Origin of the sequence: Cystobacter fuscus, assembly GCF_002305875.1 — a bacterium.
GTDB lineage: Bacteria > Myxococcota > Myxococcia > Myxococcales > Myxococcaceae > Cystobacter > Cystobacter fuscus_A.
This window is the reverse complement of the sequence record NZ_CP022098.1, coordinates 8,975,927-8,998,951: the sequence shown is the minus strand read 5'-3', so window position 1 is coordinate 8,998,951 and position 23,025 is coordinate 8,975,927. Positions and strand designations below refer to the sequence as shown.

The window sequence follows — 23,025 nt, the reverse complement described above, 5'->3', positions numbered from 1 at the left end:
CTCCTGCTTGAAATGAAGTACTCCGATTGGGATGGGGCTCAGGTCTCGATGATGTGCTCGTCGACCTTGATGCCCACGTGCCGGCCGGGCTGGGCCAGGTGGCCGAGCACCTTGTCACCGGGCTTGAGGGCGGTGATGTTCAGCGGCTTGGCCTCGTCGGAGAAGATCCGCACGTGCCAGTCGTCCTGCATGATGGCGTTGATGCGCTCGCCGCTGGCGAACTCGACCTCGATGAGGCGCAGGGGCCGCACCTCCGTCTTCATCCGGCCGACGCTGGAGCGGCGCGTTTTGCCGTTGTGGTCCACCAGCATGATGGACGCGCCCGCGCGCAGCTCGCTCATGTAGTCCGTGCGGTTGTTGTAGTTGTAGACGTAGCTGTGCACGGCGCCGGCGTTCACCCGGAAGGGGCGCAGCTCCATGTAGGGCAGGAAGAAGACCTCGGGGCAGCACAGGATTCCGCCCTGCGAGGTGGAGCCCACCAGCATGCCCTCCGTCGGGGAGAAGAGCGTCGTGGTGTCGATGCAGCTGCGGTAGCCCATGCCGATGGGCACGCTGCGCACCACGCTGGCCACCTCCACCTTCGTCGCCGCGCGATCCAACCGGCCGAGCCGCGAGACGAACTCGCTCAGCGCCGCGTGGCTGCGCGGCGAGAACATGACGCCGTCCGCGCCCACCTCCATGACGCCCAGGGTGACGATGGCGTCATCCACGTCCGTCGGGGTGTTGATCTCCTTGATGAGCACGGTGCGCGTGGCCTGCAGCGAGGCGATCACCAGCTCCAGCGGGATGTTGGTGGGATCCCGGAAGCGGACCATCAGGTAGGCATGGTGGACACCCTCCTGGATGGACGCGTGGAGGCTGGCCCCGTCATCCACGTAGGCGCGGTAGCAGGTGTTGAGCCCCAGCTCGGCGGCCTTCAGCAGCACCTGGACGTCCGGGCTGGCCACCACGAAGCTCTGGCCGCCCTGGGGCAGGGTCTTGAGCCGCTCGAGATCCTCGATGCGCGGGGTATGCAGCACCTTGAGCACGCGCGCCGGGATGGCCGGCGCGAGCGCGGTGACATTCTCCGGGTAGAGGACGACGCCGGTGTAGGCCTGATTGACGATTCGTCCGAGCATGCCCTCGCAGTCCGCGGGCGTGGCCAGTCCGGCCGTGTCGAACCAGGCGATGAGCGAGCCGGTTTCCTCCACCCGGTTGCGGTCCCCCTCGACGCGCTCGAGGCGGATGCGCTCGCGCTTCTGCATGTTGACGACATCATTGTTCACGCTGTTGGTCGCGGTAACGTCCATGATTGTGTGTTCTCCACCCGGCATGTTCGTGATGCCTACCGTCCGCGGCGCGAGAGGGGCCGGGATGAGTGACGCGGACGGAATGGTTCGTCTTGGCTGGCCACTGCCTCACGGGTGGCGTTCTGGCGCGCTCACGTAGATGGGCTTGCCCGCCATTCCGAACGAGATCGGCTCCTGGCGGTCATAGAGGGTGCCCTTGGGGACCAGGTCGACCTTCAGGCGCAGGCCGTGGTGCTCCTCCAGCCGGGAGAGGAGGGCGGGCCGCAGCGAATCCCCCTCCCGCTCCTTCTCCACCGTGAAGTGCAGTTGTCCGTCCGACGCGGAGGTCACCCGCCAGAAGCGCCGGCTGGGCAGTTGGGAGACGATCTCCTCCAACTCCCAGAGATCGACCGGCCTGCCCTGGCTCCACAACAGGTCCTCCACCCGGCCGCGGACGATCAGGGTCGAATTCTGGCCGCACTTGCAGGGCCGCTCCACGCGCTGGACCCGATCGCCCGTGCGGTAGCGGATCATGGGCGAGGCCCGCGGGGTGAGCGAGGTGATGACCGAGTAGCCCGTCTCGCCCGGTGCCACCTCTTTCTCGAGCCGCTCGTCCAGCACTTCCATCAAGAAGTGCTCCTGCCAGGGATGGAGCTGCTGCTCCTGGCAGTCCATGGCCTGGGGACCCGTCTCGGTCATCCCATAGTTGTCATACACGGGCACTCCCCAGAGCTCTTCCAGCAGCTTGCGCCGGGCCTGGGTCAGGGGCTCTCCGGCGCAGCAGATGGCGCGCAGGTGGGGAAAGTCCCGGCGGAGTTCGAACCCCGCCATCTCCGCGGCCTCGGCGATCATCACCGCCGACAGGGAGATGGTGGCGAGCACGGTGACCTGCAACTTCTTCATCAGCTCGACCACGCGGGACAGCGGGGTGATGGAGCTCCGGCTGTCGGCGGGGATCACACAGGCGCCCTTGTGCTGGACGGCCCCATGGACGAAGTGCCCGATGGTGGAGAGGGCATAGGGGAAGCGGATGAGCACCCGATCCCCGGGCTTGAACCCGACGCCCCACTCGGAGAAGCGCGAATGGATCTCCGCGAGATCCTCGCCGCTGAACCAGGTGGACACGGGGGTGCCCGTCGTCGCGGAGGACTCGTGGTATTGCAGGAGCTTCTCGGGCGGGACACAGATGAGGCCGTGCGGCGACTGTCGGCGCAGGTCCTCCTTGGTCGTGAAGGGGAGCCGCTGGAACTCCTCCCAGGAGCGGAGGGGAGTATGCGGCAGGCGAGCCCGGTAGAAGGGGGCGCCTCGCGCGTGTCGCAGCACCTGATTGATGATGTCCATGCGTTCTGACGTGGCCATGGGTCGTGAGTCCCTCGGGGTGGTCAATCGAGGTGGAGCAGTTCGCGGATGTTGCCGCCCAGGATCTGCTCGCGCTCTCCATCGGTGATGGGAAGCAGGAGGACCTTCCTCAACTCCAGGGCGGGGTGGGAGAGGGGAAACTCGGAGCCGAAGATCACCTTGCTCGCCCCCGTCTTCTTCACCGTCTCCACGACGTGCAGGTAGCTGCTGAGCGACGTTTCGAGGAAGAAGTTGTCCAGCTCGGCGGCCGTGAGGGTCGCCTCTCCGTCGGTGGGCAACTGCCCCATGTGCTCCAGGATGAAGTTCGTGCGGGGGAACTTCCTGGCCAGCAGGGCGTAGTCGCCGGTGTTCGCCCCCGGCCGCCAGCCATTGTGGGAGACGATGGGAACGCCATACTCGCCGCACAGCTCGGCCAGCTCGGCCATCGAGTCATCCGAGAAGGAGAACTTGTGGACGAGCGGCGACACCATCAGGCCCCGGAAGCCCTGCTCCAGATACTGCTCCAGCTTCTCGGCGGCCTGGGGATCACACGGGTTCACGCAAGCCATTCCAATCAGCTTGGGACTGGATTGGACGCAGTTCCCCACGTACTCGTTCTTCGGGACCGCGTCTGGCTTCTTCTGACCAGACACGAACTCGCTCATCTTCCTCACATCCAGCATTCCGCCCGGACAGATGACGGCCTGGTCGATACCACTCTGGCTCAGGACCTCCAGGTACTGCTCGGTGGCGCCATAGGTGGTGGGGGAGACGTGTGCATGGGCATCGATGATCATGGATGAATTCCTCCGGTGGTGGGGTGGATCACTCACGGACGACACGGACCGCCTTGGCCGTCGGGCGGGGCAGGCGATCGACGAGCTCGATGTCGAAGGACAGGCCCGTCGAGAGCTTCATCCGGTTGGCGAGCGTGGTGGCCAGCTCCGGGGAGGGTTTGATGCCTTGAGTCAGCTCGCAGCGGATCTTGATGCTCGCGCTGTCCGTTGTCGGCATGACGAACTGGAACCAGTTGCCGACCTCGGGCATGCGCATCAGGTGCTCCTCCACGAAGAAGGGTGAGAATGGCTGACCACGGAAGTGGAGCTGGTCGAACGCGCGGCCCTTCATGTGGAAGCGGGTGAGCGTGGAGCCGCAGGCGCACGTGTCGGTCCGCAGGCTGCCCAGGTCTCCCGTGCGGAAGCGGAGGACCGGGCTGTCGTAGCGCAAGAGCGCCGTCACGACGATCTCGCCCACCTCGCCCGGGGGGAGCACCCGCCCGGTCTTCGGATCCACGATCTCCATGAGGACGTGGGCCTGGGCCAGGTGGTAGCCGTCATGCGCGTCGCACTCGATTCCGAGCTGCCCGCACTCGAGCGAGCCATAGAAGTAGTTGGCCGTGGTTCCCCAGAGCTTCTCCACGCGCTGGCGGAAGGCGGGCGAGCATCCTTCGCCGGTCAACCACATCTTCTTGAGCCCCAGGCTCTTCAGATCGAAGGAGGCCTCGGCCGCTTCCTCGGCCAGGGTGATGGACCACGACGGGCTGGTGACGACGATGGAGGGACGCAGATCCCGGATCATCTTGATGGTCTTGGCGGGCGTGGAGTAGGCGCCACCCTTTCCGGCGGGGATGACCGTGGACTGGTGGCCGTCCATGAAGGTCTTGTGGAAGGCGAGCCCCGCGGTGCTCATCTCGTACGGGAGGGCATTGAGACACACGTCGCCGGGTCCGACCGGAAACAGCTTCGTGTACCGGGGGGCGAGGTCGTGGAGCAGATAGTCATTCCACGTATACGTCATGTAGATTTCCTCACCGCCCGTCGTCCCGGTGGACACCTGGATGAGCACGACGTCCTTCTTGTCGCAGGTGAGCAGCCGCCAGGGCTGTCCGCGCAGCTCGTCCTTCGTCAGGAAGGGCAGCCGGGTGACATCCGAGAGTTGCTGGAGGTCGTCGGGAGAGATCCCGGCCCGGGTCATTTTCTGCCTGTAGAAGGGAGAATGGTCATACGCTTGCTGGACGACGGCCTTGAGTGCCTCGAACTGGTATCTGGCCAGCTTCTCGGGAGGCATGACGTCCGCCTGCCCCTCCCCGGAGAAGTAGTTCGCGATGACCGGGGGATTCCGCAGGGTCTTCAGTCGCTCTTCGAAGCTCGCGCGCATGTCTCTACACCTTCCTTCTGGAAGCCAGGGGGTTGGGGGCCGGTTTGGAGTTGTCCGTGCTTCCACGAAGGCCTGCCCAGGCCTTACACTCTCATCTCGAGAATTCAGCGGAGGCAGCGGGGGCGTTCACGGGCCTCAATGTAGACATGGCCGATCAGTGCGCTAGCCTGGCCCAGGAGGCTGGATTCATTCACGAAGCTAGCGCGACTCCAGGGCAGGGCTCCCCATGGGGCGGGGCGGGCAGTCGTCCTCGTTGGAGTTCATAGTTGATTGGGATTGGACACGCGTGTGAACCGCGCTCATCGCTGACAAAGTTCACTGCCTGACGCCCTGCCTCGGGATTCGATGGGCGGGTGATGCGCATCCGCCTGGCGCTTCTGGCATTCTCTCGTCAGCTTGCGTCTCACCCGAAGGAGTCACGACATGAGCGTACGTACCCTGTTGTTGGTCCTCTCCACCTCCACCGTGTCAATCCTCACTGGTTGCGCCACCAGCCAGACGGCGGCTCGAGAGGACACCACCGCTGCCTCCAGCACCTCCTCGGAAGTGGCCCAGGGCGAGTTCGGCGGATGCCGCTGCTCGCTTCACGCCAAGGCGGAGGATGGCTCCGCGCAGGCCGCGGCGGGCAGGGGTTGTCAGTGCCCGCATTGCTCGCATGGAGCCAGTGGCGCCGCGGGGAAGGGTCCCGCGTGCGGCTGCTGGCATCATGGCAAGGGCGACCAGGTCCAGGCCGAGGACGGCTCGCCCTGAGGAGGGCTCTCGCACGCGCGGGCACGAGGGGGCGCCCCCCATGTCCCGGGTCGGTGCGAGCTGAGTGGTCAGGGGGGTGGTGGAGGAAGCCGAGGCCGTGGCCTCAGGCTGGGATGATCGCCGCGGAGGGCCTGGCTCGCTCGAACTCGCGGAGGATCGCGTCCACCTTGTCGAGTTCCAGGCCGAAGGTGGCGCGTACCTCCTCCAGCGGTCTATCCAGCAGCGTCTTCCAGTCCGTGCCGAACAGCCGCCTGGCCCGCCGCCCCAGCAGCCATCCCCTTACCACCAGCGGCATCGCCACCTCGCACAACTCGAAGTTCTTCAGGAAGGTGAAGCACAGGCCCGCCACGAAGACACCCATCGACACGCGGGAGCCGCTCTGGGCGAAGTAGAAGGCCTGCAGCCCCATTTCCCCCTCGGAGGTCGTGGGGAAGCCCGTCACCACGTGCCACAGGTCGTGTGTCTCGAACAGGTGGGCCTTCACGTAGCTGGCCGCATCCGGGGCCTCTTGTACGCGCAGCAGGTTCGGATCCAGGCCGCTCTCACGCAGATGGTCCACGAAGGTGCGCCCCAGTGTGCCCCTGGGGAGCCGGCCCAGTGCCTCCAGGTCGATGCGTCCCAGACGGGGGCGCTCCCGCATCACGCGTGCGATCTCCGGATCTCGGGACATCCTCGCCACCGCCTTCTGCGCCGCATCCGACGATGAGTACAGCGCTTCGATCAAATCGAAGACCCGGTCGGGATCATTGGCGTTTCGGATCATGGCCAGGGCGGCACGGCTGACGCGGATCGTCTTGATGATGTTTCCCATGATGGACCTCCTCTGCCTGTTCCGCGCGCCCAGGGATGGTTGGGCGTGGGGATGGTTGCGAGGAGAACCTACTCATCGGGCTCAACCAGGTTCGATTCATCCCAAAGTGCCGGACTCCATCCAAATCGCGGCAATGCGGGGGCGTGGGGAGGTCCGCCCGTGTCCTCCAGGAGATGAATCTCTTGTTCTCCGGTGTGATTCTTCCGCTGGCACGCTCGGGGAACGGAGGATCGGTCTGGCGATTCGTTGGCGGCTATAAAGATAGACACGTTCATCATCGCCGCGGCGAGCCGAGCACCGCGGACGCCACTGTTCGGCGTCGAAGTGCCGGGGCGAGACGGGGCGGAGCTCCCGTGCAGGCGGAATGGGGTTCACCGGAAGAAACTCGTGCGCGCGGAAGTCGAGCCGTCGCACGTTGACTGCCGCACTCCCAATTGCACCCGAGGGCCATACTGACGATTTCGGCCATACGGTACAAGCCATGCAGACAGTCCTACGCCCGTCTCCCTGATTGGGCACACGAATGGCTTCACGTGACGGAGGTGTGCCTTGAGACGCAGGGTGGCGATCGTGGGCTTGCGGGGCCTCCTCCGGGTGCAGTGAGGCTCATGGCCATGACTCCGAAAGACAGAGAGGCCCAGCGCTCCCGGGCCGAGGTGGCCATCGTCGTGCTCGCCGTCCTGTGCATGGCGGTGCTCATGGCATTCATTGTCCCCGCGGCCAGGTTCGCACCGCTCCGGACGGAGCCGGTCGTCCTCTCCGAGCCCATTCAGGGCCCGCAGCGGCTCGTCAAGAATGGGGTGGTGGTGGAGTTCTCCCTGCTCCATCCCGACGACACCCATGGCTCCCAGGGGCCGCTGATGGAAGGCGATGAGGCCGAGGTTCGGCTGCGCATGACGGATGTGAGCAGTGGTCTTCCGCTGCGGGGCCTGTCGCCCTCGGCGTGGATGGACATGGGCCATCTGCTGTCGGACAAGGCGGAAGCGCAGCGGGAGTGCAAGGATCGGGTGGGTGTCTATCTCAAGGGCCTGGTCGGTATCCGCCCGCTCATCGACCTCAACGGCTACTACCTGCTGGTGCTCAACAAGGATCCGAGCATCTCCGTCATCGATCCGGTGGTGGGAATGACGGGCAAGACGAGCCTCTACACCACGGTGGTGCTCGAGCGCCCGGGAGCTGACTGGGTCAAGAGCCTGGATCAGAAGAGGCTCTATGTCTCCATGCCGAGGGCCGGGGCGGTGGCGGTGGTGGACACGACTGCGTTCCGGGTCGAGGCCCGGGTGCTGGCGGGCCAGGAGCCCACCCGGGTCGCCTTGCAGCCGGATGGGCACTACCTCTGGGTTGGCAATGACGCCAGTGAACCGGCTCGGAGCGGTGTCACGGTGATAGACATGCAGTCGCTGGAGCCCGTCGCGAGGATTGCCACCGGACGCGGGCACCATGAGATTGTCTTCTCCAGCGACGACCGCTACGCCTTCGTCAGCAACAGGGACGAGGGCACCATCTCCGTCATCTCCATCGCCCGGCTGGAGAAGGTCAAGGACCTGAAGGCGGGCCCGCTCCCCATCTCCCTGGCCTACTCACCGCTCTCCCGCGTCCTCTACGTGGCGGATGGGAAGGAGGGGACGGTGACAGCCTTTGACGGCGCTCGCCTGGAGGAGGTGGCGCGGCTGTCCGCGAGGCCGGGCCTGGGTCCCATGCGCTTCTCCCAGGACGGCCGTTGGGGCCTGATCGTCAATCCCGTCGAGCACGAGGTGTACGTCGTGGATGCGGCGGAGAACCAGCTCGTGCACGGCATCCCCGTGAGCGGGCAGCCCTACCAGCTCGGCTTCACCCGGGCCTTCGCCTATGTGCGGTTGCTGGACTCGGAGCGGGTGGAGATGATCAATCTCTCCACCCTGGGGAGGGGCAAGCAGCCCACGGTGCAAGGCTTTTCCGCGGGCCAGTCCGCCCCCAAGCTCGCGGGGGACCTGAGCATCGCCGACTCCATCTCCCAGGCCTCCATCGAGGCGGCCATCTTCGTGGCCAGTCCCGCTGACAACACCACGTCCTTCTACATGGAGGGCATGAATGCTCCCATGGGGAGTTTTGGGAACTACGGGCACAACGCCCGGGCGGTGCAGGTGGTGGACAGGCGCCTGCGGGAAGTGGAACCCGGCGTCTATACGGCTCGGCTGCGGCTACCGGTGGCAGGGCAGTATGACGTGGCCTTCCTCGTGGATGCTCCGCGGGTCCTGCACTGCTTCCGTGTGGAGGCCAAGGCCAACCCCGCTCTGAAGAAGGCGCTGGGCGCGCTGGAGATCGAGTATCTGGACGCTCCAGCGCGGTTTTCAGTGGGCCAGAAGCCGTTGCTGCGTTTCATGCTTCGCGAGGCCGCGACCCATCAGCCCGCCACCGGGTTGGCGGTGAAGGTCCTCACCTACGCCGCTCCGGGGCGGCAGCGCACGGAGATGACCGCTCGGGAGGTGGGCGAGGGCGTGTACGAGGTGGAGCCCTCGCTGCCACGCGCTGGCTCGTACTACCTCTACGTGGCGGTGCCCGAGTTGAAGCTGAAGTATGGCGAGCTGCCCTATCGCACCCTCTGGGTGGGGGGCATGACGCAGAACCAAACCAAGAGAGAGGAAGAGGCCCGTGGTCCACAAGCGAAGAACTAGCCTGGCCGTGGCAGGTTCCCTGGGGGTGCTGCTGCTGGCGGCGATGGCTCATGCTCAGCAGGCCTCTTCCTCCGCCGAGGTCCGCCTCGTCGACGCGGAGCTGCTCAATCAGGAGGGCGTGCCCGTCTACTTCAACAGTGATGTCCTCTCCAACAAGATCATCGTCATGGACTTCGTCTTCACCTCCTGCACCACCGTGTGCCCCGTGCTCTCCTCGCTCTTCGCCAGGGTGCAGGAGTCGCTCGGCGAGCGCTTGGAGAAGGAGGTGCGGCTGGTGTCTGTCTCCCTCGATGCCACGCGGGACACGCCCGCGCGGTTGAAGGCCTATGCCGCGCGGTACAAGGCGCGCCAGGGATGGACCTGGCTCACCGGAGACAAGCAGGACGTGTCCCGGGTGCTCGGGGGGCTGGGTGCCTACACGCCCGATTATAACAACCATGCGCCCATGGTGCTGGTGGGCGACATGCGCACGGGCAAGTGGGTGCGGCTCAATGGCTTTCCCAGCCACGAGCAGATCCTGGCGAAGGTGGATGAGCTGGCGGCGGCCCGCCGGAGCAGCAAGGCCGTCGAGCCATCTCCCAGCACGGGCTCGGCCTCCCAGCCCGAGGAGAAGTCCAGGAGCTACTTCACCGATGCGCCCCTGCTCACGCAGGAGGGAAAGACGGTCCGGTTCTACAGTGATGTGTTGAAGGATCGGGTGGTCGTCATCTCCTTCTTCTTCACGCGTTGCCAGACCGCCTGTCCGTTGCTCACCCAGAAGCTCCTGCAGGTCAAGCGGGAGCTGGGCGAGAGGTTTGGCAAGGAGGTGCATTTCATCTCCATCAGTGCGGACCCTTCCTTCGACACACCCCAGGAGCTGAAGAAGTTCGCCCGCCGCCACCAGGCGGAGGCCGAGGGATGGACCTTCCTCACCGGAAGCAAGGAGGACGTGGGACAGGTGCTCGGCAGGTTCGGGCAGACGGTGGAAGACGTCGAGGAGCACACCTCCCTGTTCATCGCCGGGAATGTCAGGAGCAGGCACTGGACGCGGCTGCGTCCGGACACGCCCGCGGCGGCCATCGCCGAGCGTCTGAGAGAGCTGGCCGGGCGGCCGTGAGGGGGCTGCTCCATGGGTTTCAGACTCTGTGGCTGGTGGCTGGTGACCCTGTTCTGCTGCGGCGCCGGGCGCCCGATGGGGCTCACGGCGCACGAGCAGGCGGGCAGGAAGATCTACCTCGAGGGGCAGAGCCCCACGGGGAGGGAGATCTCGGCGGAAATTGGAATGGGAGCACGCCTGCCGGGCAGCGCCGTGCCCTGCGCCAACTGCCATGGAGAGGAGGGCCTGGGCCAATCCGAGGGCGGGCTGCGGCCCCCGGAGATCACCTGGTCCCAACTCACCAAGCCCTATGGCCATCTCCACCCGAATGGCAGGAAACACGCCTCCTTCTCGGACAAGAGCGTGGCTCGCGCAGTGACCGAGGGAGTCGACCCCGACGGCAACCGATTGGACCCAGCCATGCCTCGCTACTCCATGTCCGCGGAGGACATGGCGAGCTTGCTGGCCTACCTCCAGCACCTGGAAGAGCAGGGCGATCCCGGGCTGACGGAGTCGGAGATCCGGCTGGGGGTGGTGCTCCCCACGCGCGGCCGGTTGGGCGAGATGGGCCGGGCCATGGCGGGATTGTTGAGCGCCTATTGTGACGCTCTCAATGCCTCCGGAGGGATTCACGGACGCCGGCTCGAGCTGGTCCTCGCGGAGTATGACAGTGATCTGGGCACGGGCCTCTCGAGCGCACGGGAACTCCTGGCTCGGGGTTCTGTCTTCGCGCTGCTCAGCGGGCTGGTGCCGGGGGCGGAGAGGGAGCTGGCGGTGCTGGCCGAGCAGGAGCGGGTTCCCCTCATCGGTCCGCTGACGCCGTGGACGTGGGAGGGCGGGCCGCCAGGCCGCCAGGTTTTCTACACCCTCTCCGGGGTAGGGGCGCAGGTCCAGGTGCTCGCCGAGTATGCCGCCAGGGCGCTGCACACGCACGGGCCTCGGGTGGCCATCATCCACCCGGCGCAGGAGAGCCTGGCCGAGGCGGCCCGTGTGGCGCGCGGGCGGTTTCGAGCGCATGGCTGGGAGCGGGTCGAGGTGCTGCGGTACGAGCGCGGCCGGTTCGACCCGGAGGTCGCCACGCGGTTGAAACAGAGCGGCACGAGGCTGGTCCTGTTCCTCGGCAATGAGGAGGAGTTGGCGGGACTCATGGGCAAGGCGCGGGCGCTGGGTTGGGCTCCCTACCTGTTGCTCTCGGGCTCACTCTCGGCTCGGGCGGCCATGGAGGCACCGGCCTTCCTCGATGGGCACCTCTTCCTCGCCTACTCGAGCCTGCCCTCGGACGAGCGGCCTGACGCGGTGGCATCCTTCAATCGACTGAGGGCTGGGGTACACGCCTCGGAGCGCCACCGGCTGCCCCAGGTGTCCGCGTATACGGCCGCGGCCGTGTTGACCGAGGCTCTGCGCCGCACCGGCAGACAGCTGAGCCGGGCCCGGCTGCTCGGCCACATGGAGAGCCTGTATGCCTTTGAAACAGGGCTGATGCCTCCCGTGAGTTACGGGCCTGATCGGCACGTGGGCGCGCGGGGGGCCTATGTCGTCACCGTGGAGCTCACGACTCGTACGTTCCGTCCGCTCGGCGGCTGGAGGGCGCTGAGGCCCTGAGCCCCGGCCACAGGCGGACCAGCAAGGCCGCCAGCGCCGAGGTGGTCGCCAGCAGCGTCACCGCCACCCATCCCCACCGGGCCAGCGCGAAGCTGCCGCTCGCCGCGCCGATGGACATGCCGATGAACATGCCGAAGATCAGCAAGGCGTTGATCCGGCTGCGCGCGGAGGGATCGATGCCAAAGACGATCGTCTGATGCGCCACGAGCGTGATCTGGACGCCGAGGTCGAAGCCGATCGCGCTGGCGGCGAGCAGCCACAGCCGGGTGTTCGGCTCGAGCCACGGCGAGGCGAACATCGTGGCGAACGAGAGGGCGGTCAGTCCGGCGCCCAGGCGCGTGACCACTTCGGGGCCGAAGCGATCCGCCATGCGGCCCGCCACCGGCGCGCCCAGGGCCCCGGCCGCGCCAGCCAGGCCGAAGGCACCAGCGGCCGCGCTGCCCAGATGAAACGGTGCGCCATGCAGCATCACGGCGAGGGTCGACCAGAAGGCACTGAAGCCCACCGAGAGCAGACTCTGGGCCATGGCGGCCCGGCGCAGGGCGCCATGCTCGCGCCACAGGCCAGCGAGCGAGCCGAGCAGGGCACCGTACGTGAGCGTGCTGGTCGGACGGAAGCGGGGCAGGCCGCGCCAGGCCACCAGGCCGATCAACGCCACGCTGGCGGCGGCGATCATGTACATGGCGCGCCAGCCGAAGTGCTCGGCGACCACGCCGCTGATGACGCGAGACAGGAGGATGCCGAGCAGCAGGCCCGTCATCACCGTACCGACCACCTTGCCTCGCTCCTTCTCGGGCGCGAGGGTCGCGGCGGCTGGCACGATGTCCTGCGCCAGGGTCGCCGTCAGGCCGATGGCGAGGCTCACCGCCAGCAGCAGGCCAATGCCGGAGGCGAGGCCGCCCAGCAGCAGCGCCACGCTCAGGACGGCGGCCTTGATGAGGATGATGTTGCGCCGGTCGAAGCGGTCGCCGAGGGGCGCCAGCAGCAGGATGCCCAGCGCGTAGCCCAGTTGGGTGAGCGTGGGCACGAGGCCCACCGCGGTGTCCGAGGCACCGATGTTGGCCCCCATCACCCCCAGCATCGGCTGGCTGTAGTAGAGCGATGCCACCGACAGCCCGGCGCCCGCGGACAGCAGCAGGCGCAGGCCGCCCGACAACCCGCTGACTCCGTGTCGGGTGGTCTCGGACCGCGACGGCTCGGCCCTCGTGGCGGCGGAGGCCGCCGCGGCCATGGTTCCGTTTCCGGCGGTACTATGTACGGTACGAATGAAGGACATGATGCTCACCCCGTGTGCTGCGAGTCGAGGCAACTGTGGGCCAGAGAGGTGGGCATCGGTAGTAGCGTGCTTCGCACAGCGGATATACGCTCCACGTATAAAGCAGCTTGAACCGCGCCATCATGCCCAACCCTTCGAAGCCGCCTCGGCCACGTGTTTCCCGGATGCGGAGTCCCCCACCCGCGGCATCGGCCACCGCCGACCGGCTCGAGCTGATGCAGACCTTCCTGCGCATCGTCGACGCCGGCAGCCTGTCCTCCGCCGCCGCGCAACTGGGCACCACGCAGCCGACGGTGAGCCGCCGGTTGCAAGCGCTGGAGCGCTCGCTCGGGCTGCGGCTGCTCCAGCGCTCCACCCACGCGATGAAGCTCACCGAGGACGGGGTGCGCTGCTACGAGCGCGCGAAGGAGTTGCTGGCGAGCTGGGAAATGCTCGAGGCCGACCTTCGCGGCGCCAGCGACGAACCGGAGGGCACGCTGCGCGTCGTGGTGCCCCATGCGTTCGGACAGCAGTTGCTGGTGGGGCCGCTGACGGAGTACCTGAATCGTCACACGCGGGTCTCGGTCGAATGGCTGCTGCACGACCGGGCGGTGGATTTCATCGCGGACGGCATCGACTGCGCCATCCACGTTGGCGAGGTGCATGACCCCAGCGTGGTGGCGATCCGCGTGGCCGAGGTGCCGCGCATCGTCGTGGCCGCGCCGTCCGTGTTGTCGGGCGTGCCCGTGCCGACCCATCCCGACGAGCTCGCGCGGCTGCCCTGGCTGTCGCTGCGCACGTTCTATCGCAACGAGGTCTCGCTGACCCACGTGGCCACCGGTGAGGTCCGGCCCATCGTCTTCCACCCGCGCCTGAGCACGGACAGCCTCTATGCCATTCGCAGCGCCGCGGTGAATGGCCTCGGCGTCTGCGTGGCCTCGGCCTGGGCGCTCCATGAAGACATCACGCGGGGTCGACTCGTGCACCTGGTGCCGCGCTGGCGGGCCGCGTCCTTGCCGATGTATCTGATCTACCCGTCCGCGCGGTTCCATCCAGCGAGGCTGCGCACGTTCGTGGAATTGATGCGGGAGACGATTCCAGGGGCCGTGGCGGTGGCCCTGGACGCTGATGAGCCGGACCCGTGACACTCTTCAGGTTGGGCTGCGGCGCGATCACCTCGGGCTCGGTGACAGCGCGGGTGTGAACGAGAAGCGTCTCCGCCCTGGCCTGTCCAGGTTGGGCCAGCCAGTCATGAAAGGCCTGCGGGCTGAGCGATTGCCGGATGAGGCGGGTAAACGCCTCGGCCAGATCATGCGTCTCCACGATGCTCAGTCGGGTGCAGGATTGCAGATTCTCCGGGACGTTGGGATCCACTCCGGGCTGGCATAGTGTCACGCAGAACGTTTCCCGATGCCCATACTGCTCCGAGCTGCTCAGGACGACTCGCGCGGCGGTGAGATCGACCAGACCGTCTCCCTGCTTCGTCTTGCACTCGACGGCGATGTCGGGGCGTCCCTCGACATGCAACAGGTAATCGAAGGCCCCTGGCTTCTGGCCCGTGTCGAACAGGGTATAGCGGATTCCAACGCGCGCCAGCAGGGCCTGGAACGCGGTCTCGAAGTGCTTGTCCCTGCTGCTGTAGAAGTTCTCGAGAAGGAGTTTGTCGGCGGTGTCCAGACGGCGCAGTTGCTGGGCTTTCGCGCGATCTCTGGTGGTGCCATGCCATCCGTTGGCGAGCTGTTGCAACTCGCGCGCACGAGCGTGTGGGTCGGTCGCTCCATTGGCGCCCAGTATCTCGACGAGGTGCTCCCAGTTGCTCCGGCGGCGGAGGCTCTCGAAGGATCCGAGGCCGATTTGATGCAAGGACAGGGCTTCGGCTCTGGAGACGGCACGTTCTCCGGTGGCGGTTTTCAACTCGGTCATCCAAAGAACCGTCGGTGGAAGACCGACATTGAGCCGCCAGACGAGGATCCGGAGCGGTTGAAGGAGACGGCGAAGGCTCTTCACCGCGTCGGGTGACAGCGCGCGAAGACAACTGGGCCGCTCCTCGGTCGATAGATTGGGCTGGGTGGCGGCCGCCAGGATGTTGGAGAGTCCGGAGAGGGCCCAGGCCAGATCCCTGCAAAGGCCTCGGATGTTGCCAGCCCGGACATTGGGGAATTGGCCCTCCAGCTGATTGAGGGGATCGCCCTCGAGCCAATCCATGAGAAGCATCGTGGCGTTCGCGGCTTCGCGGTAGGCCTGCCACTGCGTCTCGGCGAGGCTTGAGGCATAGGCCACGACGGGGTCATTCTGGACGAGGAGATCGAAACCATAGGGAATGGACCTTGCCTTGTGGATTCCCCAGAACTCGGGCGAGGTCAGGCAGGCGTTGATCAGGCAATAGTTGAGGCGTTGGGGGGAGCCCGGCCGCTGCTCTCCATCCGGGACGAAGGAGCAGAGCTCGGCGTGCCGGCTTCCCAGATAGTCCAACAGGTAGTGGGCGGTGTCGGGCCGCAATCCGCTGAACGCCACCTGGCGACCTACCTCCGTGACATGTATTTTCTTCACAGCATGAACCCCCATGTCCTGAGCGCCTGGATGGATTGACTCATGGCGCTTGTCCAATGTGACAGTCCCATCTTGTTCGATTCGAGTTCGCGCATGGCGCTGAAGGTGCTCGACAGGAAGTCGGAAACCTCTTCTTGCGTCTGGCATACCCCCGACGAGACGAGCTGGAGCGCGAGTTGGTTGAAGTCATCGGGCGTCACGCGCGGAGTGAGCGGCGTGGATTGGTCGGGATTCAGATAGGAGTTGACGGACTGTCTCTCCTGGTAGTTGTCCTTGGCCGTGAAGATGACGCTGCCGTGCGAGTGTTTCGAGCCCATGCGGCCAACCCGTCCGGCCATGTTGTGGAACTCGCTCGCGGGCATGGGCTCATGATTCTTGTTTCGATCGTTCCAGCGCTTCCAGTCGTCGAAGACCGCTGTCTTGAACGGGAAGTTGACGCCAGCGGCCAACGTGCTCGTGGCGAAGACCAGATCCAGGTGTCCCGATTCCAGTTTTCCTTCGACGAGTGCCCGCTCCTCCTCGATCAGTTCCGCCGAGTGGAAGGCGAACCGCTTGGGGATGAAGCGGGAGAGTTCCCGCGCCGCGGTGGTTGACTCCCTCAGTTCGGGCAGCAGGGGTTGTGTTGGCGAAGCGCCCAGGCCCAGCTTCCGAGCGTGCTCCTGAGACAGTTGTTCCACCTTCCGACGGGTCATACAGAAGACGACCACGGGGAGCGCGTCCTTGTTCTTGAGCAACTGCTCGAGGATCAAGGCCGTATCGTTCGGCGCTTGAGGAGTGGGCGCCGCGCTCTGGATGCCCGCTTCTGCCTTGTCTGTTCGGAAGGTGAGGACCCGGCTGGGGGTCCGGCATTCGTAGTGGAGGTGCTTCTCCCGGCCATCGAGACGAATCAGGGTGGCGTTGAACCACTCCCTCAGGTCCCTGGCGTCGCGCGCGTCGATCACCGCGGACAGCCCGATGAGCTGCCCCCATCGCGTCTTGCGCAGCAGCGTCAAGAGAACCTCGACGTTCCGGCCCCGATGCTGATCACCCAGAATCTGGATTTCATCGCAGACGATGACGCAATGGCTCATGTCGGAGCGGATGCCGCTTCCAGAGACCATCGCGAGATACTTCTCGTACGTCGCCACCAGGATGAGGGCGTCGAGGGGGTCCGTTGGAACGCCGCCCGCTCCATCCTCGACGGCGTCTCCATTGGCGAGCACGATGCTGCTCTTGTCTCCACCCAGATACCGGTCGCTCAGAAGCGCCACGAATTCTTCGAACTTCTGCCGGGCCAGGGCGCGATGCGTGACCAGGTACACGGCATGTCGGCCTGGACGAGCGAAGAGCCAGCTGCTCAAGGCCCAGATTCCAATGTGCGTCTTCCCCGTGGAGGTGGGAGCGACCACCAACATCGATGTGCCACGGGCGACGCCCTGGCTGAGGGCCTCGTACTGAACATCTGTCAGCGACGGTGTTCCCTCGGAGGTCTTCGGGAGGAGATCGGGGTCGCCGAGGATGCTGTCGGGCAGACCATGGTTGGCTGGGAGAATGTACTTCATTCATTCCTCTTCGTTCGTGAGAGGATGAATCTGGATGGAGCCCGCTGATGTTTCCATGCCTCTTTGGAGGTAGAGGATCGCCTTGACGCGCCAGGGCCGGCGCGTGGGCCGCGAGCGCGTGGCCCGTCTCATGGACGACTTCGTGCGCTCAGAACGTGTAGAGCAGGGAGCGGGGGGCGCCCTCGACGAGGATGGACATGGAGCCCTCCGTCTGCCGGTAGCCCCGGCGCCACTCCTCCTTGAGCGGCGTCAAATCGAACCGCCGTTTGTCGGAGACAGGGGTCTTGCAGCCGTCATTCCGGCCCTCATGGCCGAGGACGACCCTCGTCTGTACGGGGGCGCTCTCGAGAAAGAGGCGATCCCATTCGAGCCAGAACGAGTGCTCCTCGCAGCCGCCCTCATAGGACAACTCCAGTTCGAGGAAGTCGCCCTCGACCGAGACGCCCGTGATCTCGACGGGAGCCCCTCCGCTGGAGAGCAGCGGCTTTCCGTCCCCCGCCGCGTCGTCGATGATGATGGGCCCGCATCCGAGCAGGCCCAGGCCCGCCCACACTCCGGCGATGAACAGCAGACGTCGCATGTGTCCTCCTGAAGAACAGTCTGGGGAAGGTCGCAGCAAGTTCAGCGCCAGTCACCTGCCGGTGGCCACGCCCTGGAAGAGGCCCTGGCATGAAGCCCGAGTCCCCACGGAAAACCGAGGTGCCTCTCGGAAACCCGTGTCCCAGCCGGACCCTGTCAACAACCGAGGGCGCGCAGTGCGGCGAATGCTCCGCCCCCGGCGTGACTTTTGAAGTCACCTCCGCTAGCTTGATGACGCGGCTTGACGCTGTCTCACGGGGAGTGCTAGTCTCTCGGGTTAATAGGAGCTTTCAGTGAAGGGACGAGGTCCGAAGAGTCGGCCCATGGCAAACGAGCGTTCACGCGGAGGGCTGCCAGGGACGCTGTTGATATCGGGCCTGATGCTCGTGGGCTGTTCGGCCTCCCAATCCATTGAAGGGGTGGTGCGCCCCCAGCCCGGAGAGGCCTTCCTGGACAGTCTCCCGGGCCCGATGCCGGGCTTTGGGCCCTTTGACTCCTATTCGGATGCGCTGCTCGCCGCGTGCCCGCACATCCTGTCCAAGCCGAACGCGACCGCGGGCCGGGTGCAGTCCCAGGACTTTCAATTGCGCTGGCGCGTCTCCCGCGAGTACTGCGCCTGGCTCTATTACACTCCGGACCACAAGTACGAGATGAGCATGTTGACGGACCAGTCACGCCTGGACGGTCTGGACAGGAAGAAGAGCTGTGTCCTGCCTTCCCACGTGGATGATCAGCGCTATCCACCAGGCAGTCTCAAGTATGTCTTCGCGCTGCACAACCATCCCTACGCGGCCAGACTCTCCGACGAGGACATCCGCGCCATCGTCGCCAAGGGACGGACTCACGGCTTCGAGGCCGAGACCCGGGACGGCAAGGTCCGGCTCGCCGTCATCGCCTTCTTCTCCACCTCGAGTGATTCCGAGCACCCGACGTGCGATGGCTTCTTTCAATACATTCCCCTCACGAGCCAGTTGCTGAAATGGACCCAGGCCGAGGGGCAGTGGCGCTGCCAGCAGACGGGCACCCTGCGCTGGCTCAATGAGACGGACTTCCGGATCGAGGAGCGCGTGGCGCCCTGCCAGCTCGCCTCCGGGGGAACGCCATGAGACTCAGACGTCTGCTCCTCGCGCTCACCGTCCTGCTCTCGAGCTGTGCGTTCTTCCAGCGCGCGGCCCCTCCGCTCCAGGAAGATCCCTCCATCCGCTTCCCTTCCTTCCACGAGCCCCTGGCCGGGGACGGCGGCGCGGGACAGCTCCTGGACGTGGAGGGCGTGACGCTCCGGGCCCTCACCGTCGCGGCCAATGACTTTCTTCCCTCGAAGGCGGGCGAGCGGCCCTGCTGGGAGAAACAGGAGGCCCACCGCTACCGGGTCCTCCGCCAGGGCGACATCGTCTTCGTGTATATCTTCCTGGACCCCGCCGCGTGCGGGCACTCGGTGCTTGATGGGGGAGTGAAGTACGCCATCCATGTCGATGGCCGTATCCTCCGCCGCCTGTTCGACGGTGAGCCCGAGGCCCTCGCCGCGGACTCCGGGACGGCCGGTGAGCCCTCCTCGGAGGGGGCCCCTGTTCCGACGTCCCAGGTGGGCTCCACCCCGGCCGCGCCCGCGTCTGGCCTGCCCGCTTCGTGGTTCGACGGCGGCGTTCCCGATACCGGGATGGCGGAGACCGATGGCGGTGTGCGGACTCCGGACGCGGGCTGAGTGCCCACGCGTCCGTCCCTACGCCCGCGACCTGCCGATGGGACCGGGATGAACCCGGTCCCATCGTGACAATCACTACTGAGGGGTCAGCTTGCGCAGCGCGCCGTCACCGCCGCCCTTGACGTACCAGATGCTGCCATCGAGCGGCGACACCTTCAGCGCGCGCACCGCACCGGTGTACACGTTGTTCGCGCTGCGGCCGTAGCGCTCGACGCCCGTGACGTTGTTGGTCGCCGGGTCGATCACCACGCGGTACAGCGCGATGGACGAGGTGGAGCCGAGCAGTGCGGAGCCCTTCCACTGCGGGAACAGGTTGCCGTTGTAGAACGCCAGCCCGGACGGAGACATGGAGTTGGTGGTGGAGAACCAGCCCCAGTACGCCGCCGGCGGCGTGAACTGCGGCGCGGTGTCGTGGCGCGGATACGGCTGGCCCGGCAGGTAGGCATCGCCGTTGTAGTGGTTGCCGTTGCTCACCAGGGGCCAGCCGTAGTTGGCGCCCTTGATGATGAAGTTGAACTCGTCGCCGGAGGCGGGGCCCATCTCATTGAGCCACAGGTTGCCGCTGCCGTCGAACGCCAGGCCGTAGGGATTGCGGAAGCCCTTGGCCCACACCTGCCCGCGCACACCGCCCAAAGACGCCTCGGGGTTGTCGCTGGGGGTGCTGCCGTCGAGGTTCAGGCGGATGATCTTGCCCAGCGCGCTGTCCGTCTGCTGCGCGACGTGCCCGCGGTCGCCATTGGCGGCCGGGATGTCGCCGTCGCCGACGGCGAGGAAGACCTGCTGGCCATTCGGCGCGAACGCGATGCGCGCGCCCGGCTGGCCGCGGACCGAATAGCTCGACGGCTCCTGCCAGATGACCTGGAGGTTGGCGAGGGTCGCGGTACCGGCGCTCTCGTCGAGGCGCGCGGACGCCAGCGTGAGGTGGTTGTTGTTGTCCGCGCCCTTGGCCACGTAGCTGAACCACAGCTTGCGGTCCTGGGCGAAGGTCGGCGAGGTCGCCACGTCGTGAAGGCCGCTCTGGCCGCCACCGCCGTTGGCGCCCACGGAGACCGGCAGGCCGCTGATGGACGTCTTCACGCCCGCGGCCGTCACGATGTACATGCGGTCACTCTTCTCGGTGACCACGACGCGGCCGTCGGGCAGGAAGTCCAGACCCCACGGGTTGTTGAAGGTCGCCACCTCGGTGATGTTGAACGGCGCTGCGGGCTCCGTCTGGTTGCCGGTGACACGCGCGTTGTACGACACGGTGGGCGCCGTGCCCGGCGAGGCCGGAGGCGGATCCGTCGGGTCGGTCGGATCCGGGTCCGGCTGGCTGCCGCCGCTGGTGGCGTAGACCTCGAACTCGTACAGCGAGTAGCCGTAGATTCCGTTCTTCTGCGTGCCGTACACCGAGACGTAGCGCGCCAGGACGGGAGTGAACGAGATGTCTTCCGTTCCCCCCTGGCCGTTGGTCTTGGTATGCACGGTGCTCCAGGTGGTGCCGTCGTTGGAGACCCGGATGGTGTAGGCGGTGGCGTACGCGTTCTCCCAGCGCAGCACCACGCGGCCGATCGACTGCTCACTGCCGAGGTCGACGGTGATCCACGTGGGGCTCACGAACTCGGAGCCCCAGCGGGTGCCCAGGTCTCCGTCGTTGGCGTTGGCGGCCTTGAGCGCCACGGGGTTCTCGGTGCTGCTGGCGGCGATGGGCTTGTTCAGCGCGAGGTTGACCGGTGCGGTCTGCGCGAAGGCGCACGGGGTGGCGGTGAGGCCGGCCAGCAGCAATAACGAGTGTGGCACGCGACGCATGGTGAAACTCCATGTTTGGGTTGGGTAGCGGGAAACCACGGCTGCGACAAGGCGGCTTCCTTCCCAAAACGACGAGAGCGCCGAATTGGGATGTCGGTCGCAATATCATGAAATGCGGGGAGATGACGAGCGTCAAATCCGCCACGCACTCCTGACGGCCTCCTTTGGAAAGGAAAGGCAAAACGAGACGGGCCGCATCCTCACGTTCTGGGAATTCGTCCCGCGTTTCATCTCATACAGCGAGAACAACAACAAACACTCCAGCGTTTTCACTGGCTGTTGAAAACAGACAAACCTACCTTTGACTTCCTTTCGGCGCCGAGGCCGCGCGACCATTGAGATGACCATGCGCCACGCCCATCTCGCGCCAGCGGCCCGGGAGGGCGCGGGGCGGGCCTGTGTGCTCCAGTTCCCCACCGTGCCGGCCCGAGATGCCGAAGGGGCGCACGGAGGGCAGGGGAGAGCGCGCGGGAAAAGAAAAAGCCCAGCAACCCCGGAGGATTGCTGGGCTTTTATTGGCGAGGAGTACGGGACTTGAACCCGTGGCCTCCGGCGTGACAGGCCGGCGTTCTAACCAACTGAACTAACTCCCCACAGCGACTTCATTCTACGGACTTGGGCGGAACAGGGATTGAACCTGTGACCCTCGCCTTGTAAGGGCGACGCTCTACCGCTGAGCTATCCGCCCTCTCGCGCGTCACCGCGTTGCGACGGGGCGGCTTTTATCGGCCTCCCCCCGACCCTGTCAAGCATACCTTTTCCGGGGACGATTCATTCCGGGCCCACCCGTCACGGGCGTTGACCGGGGCGATTCCTCCTGTGACAACGCTCGCCCCCCGCTCGCCCCCCGAGGGACCTGGGGAGCCATCCGGAGTGTCCACCTTGAACGACCGCCTCCTTCGCGCCGCCCTCCGCCAGCCCACGGACACCACCCCCGTGTGGCTCATGCGCCAGGCGGGCCGCTACCTGCCCGAGTACAGGGCCATCCGCGGCAACATCGCCTTCCTCGACCTGTGCAAGCACCCGGACCTGGCCGCCGAGGTCACCGTCCAGCCCGTCACCCGTCTGGGCGTGGACGCGGCCATCATCTTCTCGGACATCCTCATCCCCGTGGAGGCCATGGGGATTGAGCTGGAGCTGGGTGACAAGGGGCCGCACTTCCCCAACCCCGTGCGCTCCGCCGCCGACATCGAGCGGCTCGGCGTGCCCGACCCCGTGCAGGGCACCGGTTTCGTCGCCGAGGCCATCCGCCGCACCCGGCGCGCGCTCAACGACTCGGTGCCCGTCATCGGCTTCTGTGGCGCCCCCTTCACCCTCGCCGCCTACATGGTCGAGGGCGGTGGCTCCAAGAGCTACATCCTCATCAAGCGCATGCTCTTCGAGCAGCCCCAGCTCGTCCACACCCTCTTCGAGAAGCTCACGCGCACGCTCATTCCCTACCTGCTCATGCAGGTGGAGGCCGGCGCGAGCATCGTGCAGATCTTCGACTCGTGGGGCGGCGAGCTCTCCCCCTGGGACTACGAGCGCTTCTGTCTGCCGTACCTCACGCGAATGGTGAAGGAGGTGCAGGCCAAGGGCGTGCCCGTCATCGTCTTCGGCACCGGCATGTCCAACCACCTGCCGCTGCTCAAGCGCACCGGCGCGGACGTCATCGGCCAGGACTGGCGCACCCCCCTGGACGAGGCCCGCCGCGTCCTCGGCCCCGACGTGGCCGTGCAGGGCAACCTGGATCCGCTCCACCTCTTCCTGCCTCGCGAGGAGCTGGAGCAGCGCGTGGTGGACATCCTCCGGCGCGCGGGACCCGTGGGCCACATCTGCAACCTCGGCCACGGCATCCTCCCGCCCACGGATCCGGAGGCCGCGAAGTTCTTCGTGGACGCCGTCCACAAGCATGGCTTCGCCCTGCGCCAGTCCCCGTGAGCCGCCGGGTTGTGTGATGTCTGACACCTCGCGTG

Annotated in this window: 18 protein-coding genes and 2 tRNA genes; 9 read left to right on the top strand and 11 right to left on the bottom strand. The window is 66.3% G+C overall.

Annotated elements, in window-relative coordinates:
- Positions 1–38: 38 nt before the first annotated feature.
- From CYFUS_RS36345 to CYFUS_RS36330, 4 genes are all read right to left on the bottom strand, one after another.
- Entirely contained in the window at positions 39–1,289 is a 1,251-nt protein-coding gene (locus CYFUS_RS36345) for a 3-dehydroquinate synthase II (RefSeq protein ID WP_095989385.1), read from the bottom strand.
- Positions 1,290–1,397: 108 nt separating this feature from the next.
- The gene (locus tag CYFUS_RS36340; RefSeq protein ID WP_095989384.1) at positions 1,398–2,627 is read right to left on the bottom strand and encodes a phenylacetate--CoA ligase family protein; all 1,230 of its coding nucleotides are present in this window, start codon (positions 2,625–2,627) and stop codon (positions 1,398–1,400) included.
- A 23-nt stretch (positions 2,628–2,650) separates the two neighbouring features.
- On the bottom strand, positions 2,651–3,403 hold the full coding sequence (locus CYFUS_RS36335; protein ID WP_095989383.1) for an amidohydrolase family protein: 753 nt from the start codon (positions 3,401–3,403) through the stop codon (positions 2,651–2,653).
- Positions 3,404–3,431: 28 nt separating this feature from the next.
- Entirely contained in the window at positions 3,432–4,763 is a 1,332-nt protein-coding gene (locus CYFUS_RS36330) for a phenylacetate--CoA ligase family protein (protein ID WP_095989382.1), read from the bottom strand.
- Between the two features lie 423 nt (positions 4,764–5,186).
- On the opposite strand from CYFUS_RS36330, the gene CYFUS_RS36325 reads away from it, so the two are divergent.
- Positions 5,187–5,513: a hypothetical protein gene (locus tag CYFUS_RS36325; protein ID WP_095989381.1), complete on the top strand. Its 327-nt coding sequence runs from the start codon at positions 5,187–5,189 to the stop codon at positions 5,511–5,513.
- Positions 5,514–5,616: 103 nt separating this feature from the next.
- Here CYFUS_RS36325 and CYFUS_RS36320 read toward each other — a convergent pair whose 3' ends face one another.
- Complete coding sequence (locus CYFUS_RS36320) at positions 5,617–6,324, bottom strand: Coq4 family protein (RefSeq protein ID WP_095989380.1); 708 nt, start codon at positions 6,322–6,324, stop codon at positions 5,617–5,619.
- Between the two features lie 614 nt (positions 6,325–6,938).
- On the opposite strand from CYFUS_RS36320, the gene CYFUS_RS36315 reads away from it, so the two are divergent.
- From CYFUS_RS36315 to CYFUS_RS36305, 3 genes are read left to right on the top strand one after another with little or no spacing between them, the layout of a single operon-like run.
- Positions 6,939–8,978 (top strand): YncE family protein, encoded by a 2,040-nt coding sequence (locus CYFUS_RS36315; protein ID WP_095992445.1) that lies wholly within the window; start codon positions 6,939–6,941, stop codon positions 8,976–8,978.
- A 7-nt stretch (positions 8,979–8,985) separates the two neighbouring features.
- The gene (locus CYFUS_RS36310) at positions 8,986–10,074 is read left to right on the top strand and encodes an SCO family protein (RefSeq protein ID WP_157758862.1); all 1,089 of its coding nucleotides are present in this window, start codon (positions 8,986–8,988) and stop codon (positions 10,072–10,074) included.
- A 12-nt stretch (positions 10,075–10,086) separates the two neighbouring features.
- Entirely contained in the window at positions 10,087–11,655 is a 1,569-nt protein-coding gene (locus CYFUS_RS36305; protein ID WP_095989378.1) for an ABC transporter substrate-binding protein, read from the top strand.
- Here CYFUS_RS36305 and CYFUS_RS36300 read toward each other — a convergent pair.
- On the bottom strand, positions 11,603–12,886 hold the full coding sequence (locus CYFUS_RS36300) for an MFS transporter (RefSeq protein ID WP_232537006.1): 1,284 nt from the start codon (positions 12,884–12,886) through the stop codon (positions 11,603–11,605). The two genes, CYFUS_RS36305 and CYFUS_RS36300, sit on opposite strands and share 53 nt — an antisense overlap.
- A 209-nt stretch (positions 12,887–13,095) precedes the next feature.
- On the opposite strand from CYFUS_RS36300, the gene CYFUS_RS36295 reads away from it, so the two are divergent.
- Positions 13,096–14,055 (top strand): LysR family transcriptional regulator, encoded by a 960-nt coding sequence (locus tag CYFUS_RS36295; RefSeq protein ID WP_095989376.1) that lies wholly within the window; start codon positions 13,096–13,098, stop codon positions 14,053–14,055.
- Positions 14,056–14,320: 265 nt separating this feature from the next.
- Positions 14,321–14,929: a hypothetical protein gene (locus CYFUS_RS51960; protein WP_198316257.1), complete on the top strand. Its 609-nt coding sequence runs from the start codon at positions 14,321–14,323 to the stop codon at positions 14,927–14,929.
- 527 nt (positions 14,930–15,456) lie between these two features.
- Here CYFUS_RS51960 and CYFUS_RS36285 read toward each other — a convergent pair.
- Together CYFUS_RS36285 and CYFUS_RS36280 are read right to left on the bottom strand one after the other, a co-directional pair.
- Positions 15,457–17,001, bottom strand: coding sequence for a DEAD/DEAH box helicase (locus CYFUS_RS36285; protein WP_095989375.1), 1,545 nt, complete (start codon positions 16,999–17,001; stop codon positions 15,457–15,459).
- Positions 17,002–17,149: 148 nt separating this feature from the next.
- The gene (locus tag CYFUS_RS36280; protein ID WP_095989374.1) at positions 17,150–17,581 is read right to left on the bottom strand and encodes a hypothetical protein; all 432 of its coding nucleotides are present in this window, start codon (positions 17,579–17,581) and stop codon (positions 17,150–17,152) included.
- A gap of 322 nt (positions 17,582–17,903) precedes the next feature.
- Between CYFUS_RS36280 and CYFUS_RS36275 the strand changes: the two genes are divergently transcribed.
- Both CYFUS_RS36275 and CYFUS_RS36270 read left to right on the top strand, forming a co-directional pair.
- Positions 17,904–18,686 (top strand): hypothetical protein, encoded by a 783-nt coding sequence (locus CYFUS_RS36275; RefSeq protein WP_095989373.1) that lies wholly within the window; start codon positions 17,904–17,906, stop codon positions 18,684–18,686.
- A complete protein-coding gene (locus CYFUS_RS36270; RefSeq protein ID WP_095989372.1) occupies positions 18,683–19,282 on the top strand; it encodes a hypothetical protein in 600 nt (199 codons plus the stop codon). The genes CYFUS_RS36275 and CYFUS_RS36270 overlap by 4 nt, the downstream gene beginning before the upstream one ends.
- 75 nt (positions 19,283–19,357) lie before the next feature.
- Here the strand turns inward: CYFUS_RS36270 and CYFUS_RS36265 are convergent, their stop codons facing one another.
- The 3 genes from CYFUS_RS36265 to CYFUS_RS36255 form a co-directional block, all read right to left on the bottom strand.
- On the bottom strand, positions 19,358–21,070 hold the full coding sequence (locus tag CYFUS_RS36265; protein ID WP_095989371.1) for a PQQ-dependent sugar dehydrogenase: 1,713 nt from the start codon (positions 21,068–21,070) through the stop codon (positions 19,358–19,360).
- Positions 21,071–21,586: 516 nt separating this feature from the next.
- Positions 21,587–21,663: transfer RNA gene (locus CYFUS_RS36260), tRNA-Asp, on the bottom strand.
- Between the two features lie 23 nt (positions 21,664–21,686).
- Positions 21,687–21,758, bottom strand: a tRNA-Val gene (locus CYFUS_RS36255).
- A gap of 194 nt (positions 21,759–21,952) precedes the next feature.
- Here CYFUS_RS36255 and hemE point away from each other — a divergent pair.
- Positions 21,953–22,990: a uroporphyrinogen decarboxylase gene (hemE, locus tag CYFUS_RS36250; protein ID WP_095992444.1), complete on the top strand. Its 1,038-nt coding sequence runs from the start codon at positions 21,953–21,955 to the stop codon at positions 22,988–22,990.
- The last annotated feature ends 35 nt before the right edge of the window (positions 22,991–23,025 follow it).